The following is a 14,869-nucleotide window of genomic DNA, read 5'->3' as shown; positions in this document are numbered from 1 at the left end:
GCCGGTTCCCCGAGTGCGTCGGCGACCCAGGCGTTAGGACTACCGGTTCGACCGCCTCGAGTTCAGCGGTCGCCGCCCGCCCCGGCGCCGCCGGCCCCCGCCGAACAGCTGCCGACCGCCGATCAATTGACCGGCCTGCTCACCAACCTCGCCGACCCCGGCGTGTCATACCGGACCAAGGAGGGGCTGGTCGAAGGCGGTATCGGCTCGGGCGAGGGACATGTCGTGGACCACGAACTGCGCAAGGCGTACCGCAACGGGGAATTGCCGTTGTCGTTCGCCGTGTCCAACATCGCGCCGGCCGGTCCGAACCGGGCCAGCGCCGACGTGGCCGTGTCCGGACCCAAGCTGCCGGCGCCGGTGACCAAGAACCTGACGTTCGTGAACCAGGGCGGGTGGATGCTTTCCGCGGACTCCGAGTCGGCCCTGGTTCAGGCGGTGTCAGGACAGTGACTAGGGCGTCGGGAGGCGCCGCGCAGAGAGAGCGAGTGACGGGATTCGAACCCGTGTGTACGGCTTTGCAGGCCGCTGCCTAGCCACTCAGCCACACCCGCGAGAATCCTCACTGTGCCAGCCTCGGTGCACCCGGCCCAGTATTTTCCTCGCTCTGATCAATTGTTGCGCTGCTTGAGTTTTCGCCGGCAACTAATGCGCGGCTGCGCTACACGCCGCCACCAGAGCATCCGGGTCGGTCACGCTGAGCACCAAGGTGCTCGCCCGCATCGACATCCGCCAGAACCTCACCGGCGCGGGTGGATCGATGGTGAGCTCCACCAGTCCCTTGCGCGACCCGTTGACCAGCCAGCGGGATCCGCGGAAGTGGACGCCCGCCTCGAAGACCCTCGCATTGCTCACCTCGGCCCTCGTGATCGAGGCCAGCGGGATATCGGCGCGAAAAGCCCAGCCCATCTTGACGTGCAGGTGTTCGGCATCGAGGCGCAGTTCGCTGTTGTTCGGACCGAGCCCGAGGGGGACTGACAACGGGAGATACACCGGTCGAAGCGCAAGTCCACGTTCATGATGCGACGGTACGCCGGTGCGATCCATCTAGCGAGAAAGCAATCCGTCCAGCGAGAAAATGCACGTAACCCGTTGGCTCGTCGGGGTTCTCCGTGGGGTCGCCCCGGCCGCCGCGTGCTGAACCGATCCAGTGGTGTGGTTGGCGTCAGCTGAGCTCGGCCGGTGATCTAGCTCACTATCGCGGGGCATACACTCGGTTCCGTCAGGGGAATCGGGGTTGAGGAGGAGTCGGAGGCCATGGCCATCGCTGAAACGGACAACGCGGTCCAATCACCATTCGAGCAAGATCTGGCGGCCACGCAGCGGTACTTCGAGAGCGAGCGGTTCTCCGAGATCACGCGTCTTTATTCGGCTCGCCAAGTCGTCGAGCAGCGCGGCACCATCCCCACCGACTACACGGTGGCGCGGGAAGCGGCCACCGCGTTCTACCAGCGCCTGCGTGAGTTGTTCGCCGCCAAGGAGAGCATCACCACCTTCGGCCCGTACTCGCCGGGGCAGGCGGTGAGCATGAAGCGCATGGGCATCGAGGGGATCTACCTGGGCGGCTGGGCCACCTCGGCCAAGGGTTCCACCACCGAGGATCCGGGGCCGGACCTGGCCAGCTACCCGTTGAGCCAGGTGCCCGACGACGCCGCCGTCCTGGTGCGTGCGCTGCTCACGGCTGACCGCAATCAGGAATATCAGCGCCTGAACATGAGTGAGCGGCAGCGGGCGTCGGCCACGTTGTATGACTACCGGCCGTTCATCATCGCCGACGCCGACACCGGTCACGGCGGGGATCCCCACGTGCGCAACCTGATTCGGCGCTTTGTCGAGGTAGGCGTGCCGGGTTATCACATCGAGGACCAGCGTCCGGGCACCAAGAAGTGCGGCCACCAGGGCGGCAAGGTGCTGGTGCCGTCCGACGAACAGATCAAGCGGCTCAACGCCGCTCGCTTCCAGCTCGACATCATGCGGGTGCCCGGCATCATCGTGGCCCGGACCGACGCGGAGGCCGCCAACCTGCTCGACAGCCGAGGCGACGAGCGCGACCAGCCCTTCCTGCTCGGCGCGACCAACCTCGATATCCCGTCCTACAAGGCGTGTTTCCTGGCAATGATGCGCCGATTCTTTGACCTTGGCGCCGAAGAGATCAATGGTCATCTGCTGTACGCGCTCGGCGACGCCGAGTATGCCGCCGCCGACGCATGGCTGGAGCGCAAGGGCATCATGAACCTGGTCGCCGAGGCCGTCAACACCTGGCGCGAGGACAGCGAGAAGTCGATCGACGACGTCTACGACGAGGTCGAGTCTCGGTTCGTCGCCGCCTGGGAGGACGACGCCGGTGTGATGACCTACGGCGAGGCCGTGGCCGAGAAGCTCGAGTTCAGCGAGAGCGAAGGCGAAGAGGCCGGTATGAGCTCCGAGGAGTGGCGGACCTTCGCAGCCACCGCGTCGCTTTACGCCGCCCGCGCCAAGGCCAGGGAACTGCGCGCCGACGCGGCGTGGGACTGCGAGCTGGCGAAGACCCCAGAGGGCTACTATCAGATCCGCGGCGGCATCCCGTATGCGATCGCGAAATCCCTTGCCGCCGCGCCTTTTGCCGACATTCTGTGGATGGAGACCAAGACCGCGGACCTGGCCGATGCGCGGCAGTTCGCCGAAGCGATCCACGCGGTGTACCCCAACCAGATGCTGGCCTACAATCTCTCGCCGTCGTTCAACTGGGACACCACCGGCATGACCGACGAGCAGATGAAAGAGTTCCCCGCCGAGCTGGGCAAGATGGGCTTCGTCTTCAACTTCATCACCTACGGCGGGCATCAGATCGACGGCGTGGCGGCCGAAGAGTTCGCCACCAACCTCAAGCAGGACGGCATGCTGGCGCTGGCTCGGTTGCAACGCAAGATGCGACTGGTCGAATCGCCGTACCGGACGCCGCAGACCCTGGTCGGCGGGCCGCGCAGCGATGCGGCGCTGGCCGCCTCGTCCGGACGCACGGCGACCACCAAGTCGATGGGCAAAGGCTCCACGCAGCATCAGCACCTGGTGCAGACCGAGGTGCCCAAGAAGCTGCTCGAGGAGTGGCTGGCGCTGTGGAGCGAGCACTATCAGCTCGGTGAGAAGCTGCGGGTGACGCTGCGGCCGCGGCGCGCCGGCTCCGATGTGCTGGAACTTGGGATCTACGGCGAGGGCGACGACCAGTTGGCTAACGTCGTCGTCGACCCGATCAAGGACCGGTATGGCCGCAGCATCCTGCAGGTGCGCGACCAGAACACCTTCGCCGAGAAACTGCGGCAGAAGCGGTTGATGACGCTGATCCACCTCTGGCTGGTACATCGGTTCAAGGCCGACGCGGTCTACTACGTGACGCCGACCGAGGACAACCAGTACCAGACCGAGAAGATGAAGTCGCACGGCATCTTCAGTGAGGTGTATCAGGAAGTCGGTGAGATCATCGTCGCCGAGGTGAACAAGCCGCGCATCGAGGAACTGCTTAAGCCGGACCGCGAAGCCCTCAAGAAGCTGGTTCTCAAGTAGGACTGAGCGTCTCGCGTGCCCCACGACGCAATTCGCGCCTGTCGCAGCAGGCGCGAATTGCGTTAGTGCCGTTGGCTATTACACCGTGCCGCTGAAGAACAGGCCGGAGATGTTGTTGCCGATGTTGGCCATGCCCGAGACGAAGTTGCGCAGTGCGAGATCCAGCGCGCCGGTGTTGGCGAAGCCAGAGACGCCGCTGCCTAGGTTGTTGAAGCCCGAGACGAATCCGCCGTAGTTCTGGAAGCCCGATCCACCCGGCAGACCCGGGCCGTTCGAGTTGAAGAACCCGGCCAGCCCAGTGCCGTTGTTGAACAGCCCAGAGTTGCCACCTGGCCCGGAGTTGAAGAAGCCCGATGACCCGCCACTGCTCGAGTTGAGGATGCCCGGTGCCGGCGGTACCGCGAACGAGCCGAGCGTGGTGGCGGGCAGGTGGATGCTCGGTATGGTGATCGGCGGTGTGGTGAATGCCGCCAGCCCGAAGGGCGGGATCGCCAGCGCCGGCGTGGTGAACGGCGCCGTGGTGATGTCGGGCAGAGTGAACGCGCCCGCACCGATGGGACCGATCGTGAACCCTGGAATGGACACCGGGGCGGTGGTGATTTCCGGCAACACCAAATTGCCCAAGCCGATCGGATCCACCGTGAACCCAGGAATCGACACCGGAGCCGTCGTGATCTGCGGCAACACCAAATTGCCCAAGCCGATCGGATCCACCGTGAACCCAGGAATCGACACCGGAGCCGTCGTGATCTGCGGCAACACCAAATTGCCCAACCCAATCGGATCCACCGTAAACCCAGGAATCGACACCGGAGCCGTCGTGATCTCCGGCAACACCAAATTGCCCAACCCAATCGGATCCACCGTAAACCCAGGAATCGACACCGCTGCCGTAGTGATCTGCGGCAGCAGCGTATTGCCCACACCTATCGGATTGATGGTGAACCCGGGAATTGAGATGGGCTGGGTACTTATTGCCGGCAGCGAGAACGGGTTGACCGTGATCGGAGCCACGTTGAGGCCTGGGATGGTGAACCCGGGCAGGCTGAAGGCAGACACCGTGATCGGGGATACGGTGAAACCGGTGAATCCAATGGGGCCGATCGAGAAGTCTCCGGTCTCGAAGACGGCGCCCGGCATTCCGTAATAGGTGCCAATCGCTGGGTACTGGCCGGCAACACCAGTCTGCAGGGCAATAATATTATTGGGCAGGAATAGCCGGAATGGAATGCTAATCCCTGGGAAATCTAGCCGGGGCCCGGTTATGTACGGAGTAGTAAGAGTCGGGGTGGTGAATTGCTGCGTACTGATGGCGGGCACAGTAATCGATGGCGTCTGGATTCCCGGCAGAGAAAAGCCACCGATTGAGGTACCGGCCGGAATCGAAATGGCCGGGATCGTCAGGTTAGGCATTGTCAACGTCGGCAGGTTGAAGGCACCCAACGCCGTCCCCGCACCAATGGTGATCGGCGGAATCGTCAAATCAGGAATCGTCAACGTCGGCAGATTGAACGCACCCAACGCCGTCCCCGCACCAATGGTGATCGGCGGAATCGTCAAATCAGGAATCGTCAACGTCGGCAGGTTGAACGCACCCAACGCCGTCCCCGCACCAATGGTGATCGGCGGGATCGTCAAATCGGGAATCGTCAACGTCGGCAGGTTGAACGCACCCAACGCCGTCCCCGCCGGGATCGAGATCGGCGGGATGTTGATCGGGGGGATGCTCAGTGCCGGCAGGTTGAACGCCGGAATGTCGATGCCCGGAATCTCTAGGGGCGGCAGCATCAAATCCGGGGTAGCCATGACGACGTTGTAACTGCCCTGGTTTACGCCGCGGTAGAACACGCCGGTGTTCGCCTGGCCCGTGTTGAAGACGCCATTGTTCATGTCGCCGAAGTTCAGGAAGCCGGTGTTGGTGTTTCCGGCGTTGAGGAAGCCGGTGTTCGCCGAACCGGTGTTGAAGGAACCGGTATTCGACGCGCCAGGGTTGAGGTTCCCCATGTTGAAGTTGCCGACATTGAGCGTTCCGGTGTTGGCATCGCCAACATTCAGAGCGCCGGTGTTGAAGGAGCCGGTATTAAACAAGCCGGTGTTGCCCGATCCGGAACTCCACAACCCGGTGTTGAAGCTGCCCGAGTTGCCGATGCCGAAGTTGCCGTTGCCGGAGTTGAAGAACCCGATGTTTCCGTTGCCCGAGTTGAACAGCCCGAAGTTCCCGGTGCCGGAGTTAAGCCCACCGATGCCGATCTGCCCGTCGCCGATCAGTCCGATGCCGATGTTGCCGTTACCGCTGTTGCCGAAGCCGATGTTGCCGATGCCGGCATTGCCGAAGCCAAAGTTGTTGGCGCCCAGATTCCCTAGACCGAAGTTGCCGGTACCCAGGTTGGCGAAGCCGAAGTTGGCCGCTCCGGAGTTGGCCCAGCCAAAGTTCGAGTTTCCGAGGTTGCCACCGCCGATATTGCTGAAGCCGAAGTTGCCGTTGCCGAGGTTTCCGCCGCCGATATTGGCCAGTCCCAGGCTGATGGTGGGGAGTCGGTCCGCCGTGAGTGTGGGTGTCGCGGCCGCGGCGGGCGCACCGGCAATGGCGCCGGCCAGACTTTGCAGAGGTTGGGCGAACGGCGCCAGCGCCGACGCCACGGCAGAGGCCCCGGCGTGGTAGGCCGACATCGCCGACACATCCAGCGCCCACATCTCCTCGTAGAGAGATTCGACGCTGGCAATGGCGGGCGCGTTCTGGCCGAAAATATTCGAAAGAACCAGGGAAATAAGCGAACTACGGTTCGCCTCCACCAACACAGTGGGCACCACCGCCATACGTACGGCCTCGAATTCGGCCACCACGGTACTGGCCTGGACCGCTGCCCCCGCTGCCTGAGCCGCCGCCGCGCTGAGCCAGCCGGCATACGGGGCGGCCGCGGCAGCCATTGCCGTCGCTGCGGGCCCTTGCCATGCTCCGTTGACCAAGCCAGAAGTCACCGCCTCGAATGACGATGCTGCTGAGGCCAGCTCGTCCGCCAACTCTTCCCAAGCCGCCGCGGCCGCCAGCATTGGTTCCGAACCTGCACCGGCGAATATCAGCGCCGAGTTGATCTCCGGGGGTAGCACCGAAAAATTCATCGTCCGAACCTCTCCTGTGTGGCGTCACACCGATGACAGCTCCCGGCAACCCGTGCGCCCCCCGGCACACACGGTTGTCGTCAAGCTCGGTGTTGTAGCGGGAAAGGTACAAGCGTAATTAGCCATGAATGGCTCGCTTTATTCAACCGTGATCTAACCGTTATTTGATCGTGATCTTTGCATGCCTGCGGTGACTAGTTGCTTTACAAATGATTATCGGAGCATTAGTTCCGTCGAAAATGTCAAGCTCGGTCGGGCGGGCCATGGGCCGGCGCACCGCGACTACCAGCGGGTTTAAGGAAGCCTGTCTAAGCGTTTGCGGTCTCGGAGCGTTGGCTGAGCCTTTACACATAGTGTTCACATGCCAAGCAAATTGACGATTTTGGATTGATGTTTGCGTTTATCCGGAGAAAAACCGACTTTGAGAAGTGGCATACGGCGCACGCCCCCGGAGACGCGTTGCCGACGCCAGATTAACAGTGCCGCGGCGGGCTGGTGCAGCCGGCACTCACGCTGCCGCAATTGCGGCACAACGCAATTCGCGCCGCCGGGTGGGGGGCGCGGCGCGAATTGCGTTGCTAGCTCGGCTGTCGCTAAGTGGTGCCCTTGAAGAACAGGCCGGACAGGTTGTTGCCGATGTTTCCAAAGCCCGAGATGACGCTTCGCAGCGCCAGGTCCAAGACACCGGTGTTGGCGAGCCCCGACACGCCGCTGCCGAAGTTGTTGAAGCCCGAGACCAGGCCACCGAAGTTCTGGTAACCAGATCCACCCACCAGGCCCAGTCCGTTGGAATTGAACCAACCGGACAGACCGGCACCGTTGTTGGCGAATCCGGAATTGCCTCCGGCGCCCGAGTTGAAGAAGCCCGAAGACGGCGCGATCGTCGAGTTGAGGTAGCCAGGCGCCGGCGGTATGGAGAATCCGGCAATGGTGGTGCTCGGCATGTGGATGCTGGGGATCACTAGCGGGGGAGTATTGAAGGCCGCGAGCCCGAACGGGGGAATGCTCAACGGCGGAGTGGTGAACGCCGCTGTTGTGATGTCGGGCAATGCAAATGCGCTCAAACCGATCGGATCGATGGTGAACGGCTGGGTTCGGAACGCCGGTGTCGTGATGTCCGGCAGGGCGGACGCGCCCAGGCCGATCGGGTCGATCGTGAACGGCGGGGTCCGGAACGCCTGCGTCACGATGTCGGGCAGCGTGAACCCACCGAGACCGATCCGGCCGATCTCCAACGGCGGTGTCGCAAACGGAGGCGTCACGATGTCGGGCAACTCGAACCCACCCAACCCAATCCGGCCGATCTCCAACGGCGGCGTCGCAAACGGCGGCGTGGTGATGTCCGGAAGGCTGAACGGCCCCAACCCGATTCGGCCGATGTTCAGCTGGGGAGTGGTGAACGCAGGTGTCGTGATTTGCGGCAGGGCGAAGCCGTCGACGCGAATCGGCTCGATGTCGATTCCGGGAATGGTGAAGCTGGGCAAGGTGAATCCCTCAACATTGAGCCGTGGGATGGAAAAACCGAATCCGGTGATCTGGCCGCCACCAAGGCTGATCGTCCCGGTACTTATGTAGGCTTCCGCTTGATTCCACGCAACGGGGATTCCGAGAATGCTTGCCGAAACAAATGGACCACCGATTTGTGGCAGGCCGCCCAGGTCCAGCAACGGCTGCAGCGCGGATATGTTGGTTGGTAGGACGGCAACGATGTTGCGTATGCTCAGCCCGCCTAGGCTGAAGCCAGGCAAGGTGATGGAGCCGGAATTGCCCGTGGTGGAGATGCCGGGAGTTTGAAAGGAACCAGACGTGATGCCGCCCACCGGTATTGGTGGCGTGTGCAGTCCGGGCAAGTTGAAACCACCCAGCGTGGTTCCGGCCGGAATCGAGAACGACGGAACGTTGATCCCCGGAATGCTCAACGTCGGCAAATCCATCGACCCCAACGCCGTACCCGCCGGAATACTGATCGACGGAATATCAATCCCTGGGATGCTCAACGTCGGGAGATTGAACGCGCCCAACGCGGTCCCCGCCGGGATACGGATCGACGGAATATCAATCCCTGGGATGCTGAGCGTCGGGAGATTGAACGCGCCCAACGCGGTCCCCGCCGGGATACGGATCGACGGAATATCGATCGCTGGAATGCTGAGAGTCGGCAAATCAGACGCACCCAACAACGTCCCAGCCGGGATCGAGATCGGCGGCACGTTGATTCCCGGGATGCTCAAGGCCGGCAGGTCGAACGCCGGAATCGAGATGCCGGGAATTTCCAGGGGCGGAAGCGTCAAGTCGGGCGTCGTGATCAGGAAATGCGTGCTGCCCTGGTTGACGCCTCGGTAGAAGACGCCGTTGCTCGCCTGCCCCGTGTTGAACAGGCCATTGTTCATGTCACCGAAGTTCAGGACCCCGGTGTTGAGATTGCCGACGTTGAGGAAACCAGTGTTGGCGTTGCCGCTGTTGAAGCTACCCGTGTTCGACCAGCCGGGGTTCAGGTCACCCATGTTGAAGCTGCCTACGTTGAAGTTACCGGTGTTTGCGTCTCCGACGTTGAACAGGCCGGTATTGAATGACCCCACGTTCAGGAAGCCACTGTTGCCCGAACCCGAACTCCAGAATCCGGTGTTGAAGTTGCCGGAGTTGCCGATCCCGAAGTTGCCGCTACCCGAGTTGAAGAAACCGATATTGCCGTTGCCGGAGTTGAACAGCCCGAAATTTCCGGTGCCCGAGTTCAACCCGCCGATACCGATCTGGCCATTGCCGGTCAGGCCGATGCCGATGTTGCCGGATCCGGAGTTTCCGAATCCGAAGTTGCCGCTGCCGATGTTGCCGAAGCCGAAATTGTTGCTACCACGATTGCTCAGGCCGAAATTGCTCGAGCCCAGGTTTGCTGCCCCGATGTTGGAGCTACCTGAGTTGCCGAACCCGATATTCAGGTCACCCAGATTGCCGAAACCGGTGTTGCCGCCACCGGCGTTGCCGATACCCAGGTTGACAATCAAGGCGCGGTCTGGCGTCACCAACGTTGCCTCGGCTGCGGGAAGAGCGCCGGCAAGGGCTTGAAGCGGTTGGGCGAAGGGCGCTAACGCGGACGCTATCGCCGACGCCCCGGCATGATACGCAGACATCGCGGCGACATCTGCGGCCCACATCTGTTCGTACAGCGTCTCCGCGGTGGCGATGGCCGGGGCGTTCTGGCCAAAGATGTTGGAAAGCACCAGCGACACGAACTCGTTGCGGTTGGCCGCCACCAGAGCGTCGGGCACTATGGCGAGCCGAACGGCGTCAAATTCGGCCGCCAGGGCGCTGGCCTGCACCGCCGACTGCCCCGCCTGAGCCGCGGCAGCGCTGAGCCAGCCCGCATAGGGCGCGGCGGCCGTCGCCATCGCGGCTGCGGCGGCACCCTGCCATGTTCCGTTGATCAATCCGGCTGTCACCGAGTTGAAAGACGCAGCTGCAGAAGACAATTCTTCGGCCAACGCTTCCCAGGCCGCCGCCGCGGCCAGTATCGGTTCGGATCCCGCGCCAGCACTGATCAGGGCCGAGTTGATCTCTGGCGGCAGCACAAAGTAATTCATGCGTCAACCTCTCTGAGGGCATGCGTGATTTGTCATCCGGCGGCGACCGCACACGGCCCCGAACCGGGGGTCGCCTACCAGGGTGATGACGTAGCGGAGAAGCTACGCGGTAGAAGCTACGCGGTAGCTACGCACTGATAACACGAAAAATAGACAACCGTTACCAAACTGTTATATCAAAACGAGGCGTTTGAACAATTTATTTACAACGCCTGCCTAATGCGCCAGCCGGCTGCCCAACGTCAACACTCCCGCCTCAGGCGCAAACCAAGTCTGCTTTAGCACAGTCGATTTCAGATATCTCAAGGTGGATCAACGAGCCCAGCCCTGACCATCACAGGGCGATCAGGCCCGATCAGAAACTGCTCCATATGCGGTGAAATGAATAGGATGTTCATAGAAAAGCGCCGACAACACCGGCATTTTGCAGCAAAGGATCCCGACGTCCCAACCGGGCAGCTTACCTGGCCGGAAGCCGGGTCCGACGGCAAAAAGAGCGTTGCGTTCGCGTTCACCCTCGGGCCGGCCGGCAGACGAAAGCAGGACTCCCGAACCCGTTGTGAGGTACCGGGTAACCGCCCGCTGCAGTCCGGCGCGGTTTCCACCCCCGGATATGCGGGTATGCGACCCCCGCATCGTTGATGAGACGCGCTCTAGTGACGAAGTGGAGATTGTTGAGATGAGATCTGAAGCTAGGACCGCTTTTGCGGTGTTGGGTGGTGGGGCAATGCTCTGCCTGACCGTCGCCTGCGGTGGCGGGGGCGACAAATCGCCCAGCAGTAGCACCACGCCGTCATCGACCACACCCACATCCGTGACGACGACGCTGCCCAGCGGCGCCGTGCCCTCGGAAACCGCACCGGGCGGCGGTGCCACGCAACCTGGCGGACCCACGGGTGGCGGCGGACCCGGCGGCGGAGGCGGCGGCGTGCCCGGCGGACCCACGGGTGGCGGCGGACCCGGCGGCGGAGGCGGCGGCGTGCCCGGCGGACCCACCGGCGGCGGCGGACCCGGTGGCGGCGGCGGCACCATTCCCGGTGTCGGCGGCGGCGGCGGCGGACCGGGTGGCGGGGGCGGCTGCGTGGGCAACATCTGCGGCAGCATCCCGTGATCGGTAGACCTGACTGATAACGGACAAGGACCGGCACTTACCCGGTCCTTGTCTGTTTTTCCGTGGGGTTAGGGTTCGGTCAGCACCGATCGCAAGGGAGCCCCAGATGGCGAAGCTCAGGTTCGGATATTTCATCGCCCCATTTCACCGGGCCGGCACCAATCCGACGCTCGCCCTCCAGCGCGACCTGGAATTCGTCGAGCATCTCGATGCCCTCGGATTCGACGAGGCCTGGATCGGCGAGCACCACTCCGCCGGCAGCGAGATCATCAGCTCACCCGAGGTCTTCATTGCGGCGGCGGCCCAGCGCGCCAAGCGAATTCGGTTCGGTACCGGAGTGATTTCGCTGTCCTACCACAACCCACTGTGGGTGGCGGATCGGTTGATGTTGTTGGACCACCTCACCCACGGACGCATCATCGGCGGGGTGGGACCAGGTTCGCTGCCCACCGACTCGGCGATGATCGGGTTGACGCCCACCGACACCCGCGAGCTTCTTGAAACCAACCTGGACATCGTGGTCCGACTGCTTGCGGGGGAGACCGTGTCGGCGAAGACCGCCACCCACCAGTTGTTCGACGCCAAGCTGCAACTCGCGCCCTATTCCGACGGCGGCATTCCGCTATCGGTCGCTGCGGTCGCCTCGCCGACGGGTGCACGACTGGCCGGCAAGCACGGCATCGGGCTGCTGTCCATCGGTGCGACATTGGTGGTCGAGGGCTTCGACGCGCTCGCCTACCACTGGGGCATCGTCGAAGAGCGCGCCGCGGTCTTCGGCACCCAGGTCGACCGCAGCAATTGGAGCCTGGTCGGGCCGATGCACATCGCCGAAACGGACGAGCAGGCCCGCGCCGACGTCAAATTCGGCATCGAGTCGTGGTTCCGCTACTTCCAGAAGGTCGCCGCCTTCCCGCAGATGACAATGCCCGGGGACCAGGTCGACGAGATGATCGACATCATCAACGAGAACGGTGCGGGAGTGATCGGCACGCCCGAACGCGCCCGCGAACAGGTACAGCGGTTGTGGGATCAATCCGGCGGTTTCGGGTGCATGCTGCAGATGGGCCACGAATGGGCCAACCCCGCGGCCACCAAGCGGTCCGCCGAATTGTTCGCCGCCGAAGTCATTCCGCATTTCCAGGGTCAGGCGCAACCGACCCTGGACGCGGCCGCCCGCGCCGGCCACATGCGCGACGACCTAGCCGCAACACAGTTGCAGGCCATCGAGCACATGACCAAGAAGTATCAGCACGAGGTCGAATCGAAGTAGCCGTTTCACAGCTGCCCGCTAAGTGGTGCTCAGCGGGCAGCCAGCCGCCGGGCGCAAACCTGAAGGATGACAACTACCGCCACCCCGCAAGCCCGATTCGTCCGATTGGCTTTAGCCCTCGTCGCCACCACGGCGTTACTCGTTCTGGGTCACGACGTTCTACGCGAGGCGGTGACTCCCGCCTCGGTTCGCCTGGCCGACGATGACGACCAGACACTGCAGCAACAGTTGCAAGCTCAACAGCAGATGGAGCAGGCGGAGCAACAGGCCGAAGAGCAGAACGAAATGGCCGAGCAACAGGCACAGCAAGCCGAGCAACAGGCACAGCAAGCCGAGCAACAGGGCCGGCAGGTCGAGCAGCAGGCCAACAACCCGTAGTCGTTATCGGGCCGTGCCCGCTTCCCGCTCGGCCGCCTTCACCAACTTGCCGGCGAAGAAATTCACCGCCCCGCCCATTGCCACGCGCGCCGCCGGGCCCGTGCCGCGGGCCTTCTCCACGAAGGACCCGCTCCAGCTGATTTCGGTGCCGCCCGACGGCGTCGGCGTCAGCACCACTTCGGCGATGTAGTCGTTGACGGGTGTGCGCGGGCCGACGAGTTTGTACACGTGCCGGCGGTCCTGCTCGAACTCGACGGTTTCTTCCTGTACGAACACCGGCCACATCCCCAGCTTGCGAATAGCCCCGACACCGCCCGGAGCCGGATCACCCTGGCGCACCCAACTGGACGAGACGACGATCGGCTTGGCCCAAGCCGACCAGTTCCCCCCGTCGGTAACCAGGCGGAACACCGTTGCGGGGGGCGCGCTGGTGGTCTTGTTGACTCCGAACGAGAATTTTCGACCCGACATGGCTACTCCCAAGTGACGATCCCAAATGACGACGGCCCAGTTGCTGCCGGGTACCCTACCGTGCCCTCGCGAGCGGCCCCAATTTGCTGCGCGAGCAGACGCGAAAGCACCCGCACGCCCGGCGTGTCGGGTGCTTTCGCGTCTGCTCGCGGGTGTGGCGCACCACCGCACGCCGGCCGGCAGCGCGTAGTCTTTCCCGCACTGTCACGTCCGGCCAGCAGAAGGACAGGTTCGAGCAGACAATTGAATGTTCCGTCACCGGGCGCCCGCACGATATCCGCGCTGGCTGCCGCGCTTCTGTTGGCAGCGTGCACCGCTCACGGCGCGCACAACTCCGCTCCGGCCACCAGCGCGACAACGTCGTCGGCGAAGGCGAGTAGCAGCCAGAACGTTCTGGACTCCGCGGTCAAACCCGACGGGCCGGGCTGCTCGGCTGCCATCGGCGTCGAGGGCAAGGTCGCCTGGACCGGGGTGGCCGGACTGGCAAACCTGGCGATCAGCGCCAAGATCACCGCGGACACCGTCTTCGACATCGCCTCGGTGTCCAAGCAGTTCACCGCGACCGCGATCCTGCTACTGGCCGATACCGGCAAGCTCACCCTCAACGACTCACTGGCCCAATACATGCCAGAGATGCCCCCGTGGGCAGCCGGCGTCACCCTCGCGCAGATGATGCACCAGGCCAGCGGGATTCCCGACTACATCGGACTGCTGCAGGACCAAGGCTTCAGCTACGCCGACCGCACCACGCAAGCCCAGGCGTTGCAGGCCCTGGTCGGCGCGCCGGAATTGGTGTTCAAGCCCGGCGCCCGCTACCAGTACTCGAACTCGAACTATTTGCTGCTCGGCGAGATCGTGCACCGGGTGTCCGGGCAACCGCTGCCCGATTACCTGCGCGCCCAGATCTTCGAACCGCTGGGCCTCACCATGGTGATGGACCCCGTCGCAAGCATCCCGAACAAGGCGCTGTCGTACACCGGTGATGGCCGGGTCGCCGAGGCGAAATGGGAGCAGATCGGCGACGGCGGCATTCAGACCAGCCCGTCAGAACTGGTGCGGTGGGCCGACAATTACCGCACCGGCAAGGTGGGGGGTCCTCAGCTCCTGGATGCGCAACTGGCCGGCGCGGTGCAAACCGAACCCGGCGGCGGCGACCGTTATGGCGCGGGCATCTTCTCGCTCGCCAACGGCATGCTCGATCACGACGGCGGCTGGGCGGGGTTCGTCAGTGCGTTCCGTGTCAGCAGCGACCGACGCACCGCGGTGGCGATCAGTTGCAACGTCGACAATCAGGACCCCGAAGCCCTTGCCGACGCGCTGGGCCACATCTGGATGTAGCCGAAGTCGTGGATGCAGCCGACGCCGGCAAACAAAATCGCGATTCCGCTGCCCTTGCCGCCG

At 63.6% G+C, this 14,869-nt stretch carries 9 protein-coding genes, 1 tRNA gene and 1 pseudogene; 6 read left to right on the top strand and 5 right to left on the bottom strand.

Annotation, left to right across the window (positions count from 1 at the left end):
• A partial coding sequence (locus A5645_RS28040) for an MTB12 family secreted protein (RefSeq protein ID WP_065128522.1) occupies nucleotides 1–453 on the top strand: 453 nt, incomplete at its 5' end.
• 30 nt (nucleotides 454–483) lie between these two features.
• Here the strand turns inward: A5645_RS28040 and A5645_RS03820 are convergent.
• A tRNA-Cys gene (locus A5645_RS03820) sits at nucleotides 484–554 on the bottom strand.
• Nucleotides 555–645: 91 nt separating this feature from the next.
• Nucleotides 646–1,019: pseudogene (locus tag A5645_RS03815) on the bottom strand (hypothetical protein).
• A gap of 238 nt (nucleotides 1,020–1,257) precedes the next feature.
• On the opposite strand from A5645_RS03815, the gene aceA reads away from it, so the two are divergent.
• On the top strand, nucleotides 1,258–3,540 hold the full coding sequence (gene aceA, locus A5645_RS03810) for an isocitrate lyase ICL2 (protein ID WP_065036323.1): 2,283 nt from the start codon (nucleotides 1,258–1,260) through the stop codon (nucleotides 3,538–3,540).
• A gap of 78 nt (nucleotides 3,541–3,618) precedes the next feature.
• On the opposite strand, the gene A5645_RS03805 is transcribed toward aceA, so the two are convergent.
• Nucleotides 3,619–6,660, bottom strand: coding sequence for a PPE family protein (locus A5645_RS03805; RefSeq protein ID WP_065128517.1), 3,042 nt, complete (start codon nucleotides 6,658–6,660; stop codon nucleotides 3,619–3,621).
• Nucleotides 6,661–7,253: 593 nt separating this feature from the next.
• Nucleotides 7,254–10,238: a PPE family protein gene (locus A5645_RS03800; RefSeq protein ID WP_065128516.1), complete on the bottom strand. Its 2,985-nt coding sequence runs from the start codon at nucleotides 10,236–10,238 to the stop codon at nucleotides 7,254–7,256.
• 727 nt (nucleotides 10,239–10,965) lie between these two features.
• On the opposite strand from A5645_RS03800, the gene A5645_RS27515 reads away from it, so the two are divergent.
• The 3 genes from A5645_RS27515 to A5645_RS03785 all read left to right on the top strand — a co-directional run bounded on the left by A5645_RS27515 (nucleotide 10,966) and on the right by A5645_RS03785 (nucleotide 12,997).
• Nucleotides 10,966–11,349 (top strand): hypothetical protein, encoded by a 384-nt coding sequence (locus A5645_RS27515; RefSeq protein WP_436405464.1) that lies wholly within the window; start codon nucleotides 10,966–10,968, stop codon nucleotides 11,347–11,349.
• Nucleotides 11,350–11,455: 106 nt separating this feature from the next.
• Nucleotides 11,456–12,619, top strand: coding sequence for an LLM class flavin-dependent oxidoreductase (locus tag A5645_RS03790; protein WP_065128515.1), 1,164 nt, complete (start codon nucleotides 11,456–11,458; stop codon nucleotides 12,617–12,619).
• A 66-nt stretch (nucleotides 12,620–12,685) separates the two neighbouring features.
• Nucleotides 12,686–12,997, top strand: coding sequence for a hypothetical protein (locus tag A5645_RS03785; protein WP_155767831.1), 312 nt, complete (start codon nucleotides 12,686–12,688; stop codon nucleotides 12,995–12,997).
• Between the two features lie 3 nt (nucleotides 12,998–13,000).
• Here the strand turns inward: A5645_RS03785 and A5645_RS03780 are convergent, their stop codons facing one another.
• Nucleotides 13,001–13,468, bottom strand: coding sequence for an SRPBCC family protein (locus A5645_RS03780; protein WP_065034453.1), 468 nt, complete (start codon nucleotides 13,466–13,468; stop codon nucleotides 13,001–13,003).
• Between the two features lie 243 nt (nucleotides 13,469–13,711).
• Here A5645_RS03780 and A5645_RS03775 point away from each other — a divergent pair, with 243 nt between their 5' ends.
• Nucleotides 13,712–14,806 (top strand): serine hydrolase domain-containing protein, encoded by a 1,095-nt coding sequence (locus A5645_RS03775; RefSeq protein ID WP_065035649.1) that lies wholly within the window; start codon nucleotides 13,712–13,714, stop codon nucleotides 14,804–14,806.
• The last annotated feature ends 63 nt before the right edge of the window (nucleotides 14,807–14,869 follow it).

Origin of the sequence: Mycobacterium asiaticum, from assembly GCF_001673635.1 — a bacterium.
Lineage (GTDB): Bacteria > Actinomycetota > Actinomycetes > Mycobacteriales > Mycobacteriaceae > Mycobacterium > Mycobacterium asiaticum_C.
This window is presented reverse-complemented; position numbering and strand designations above follow the sequence as displayed.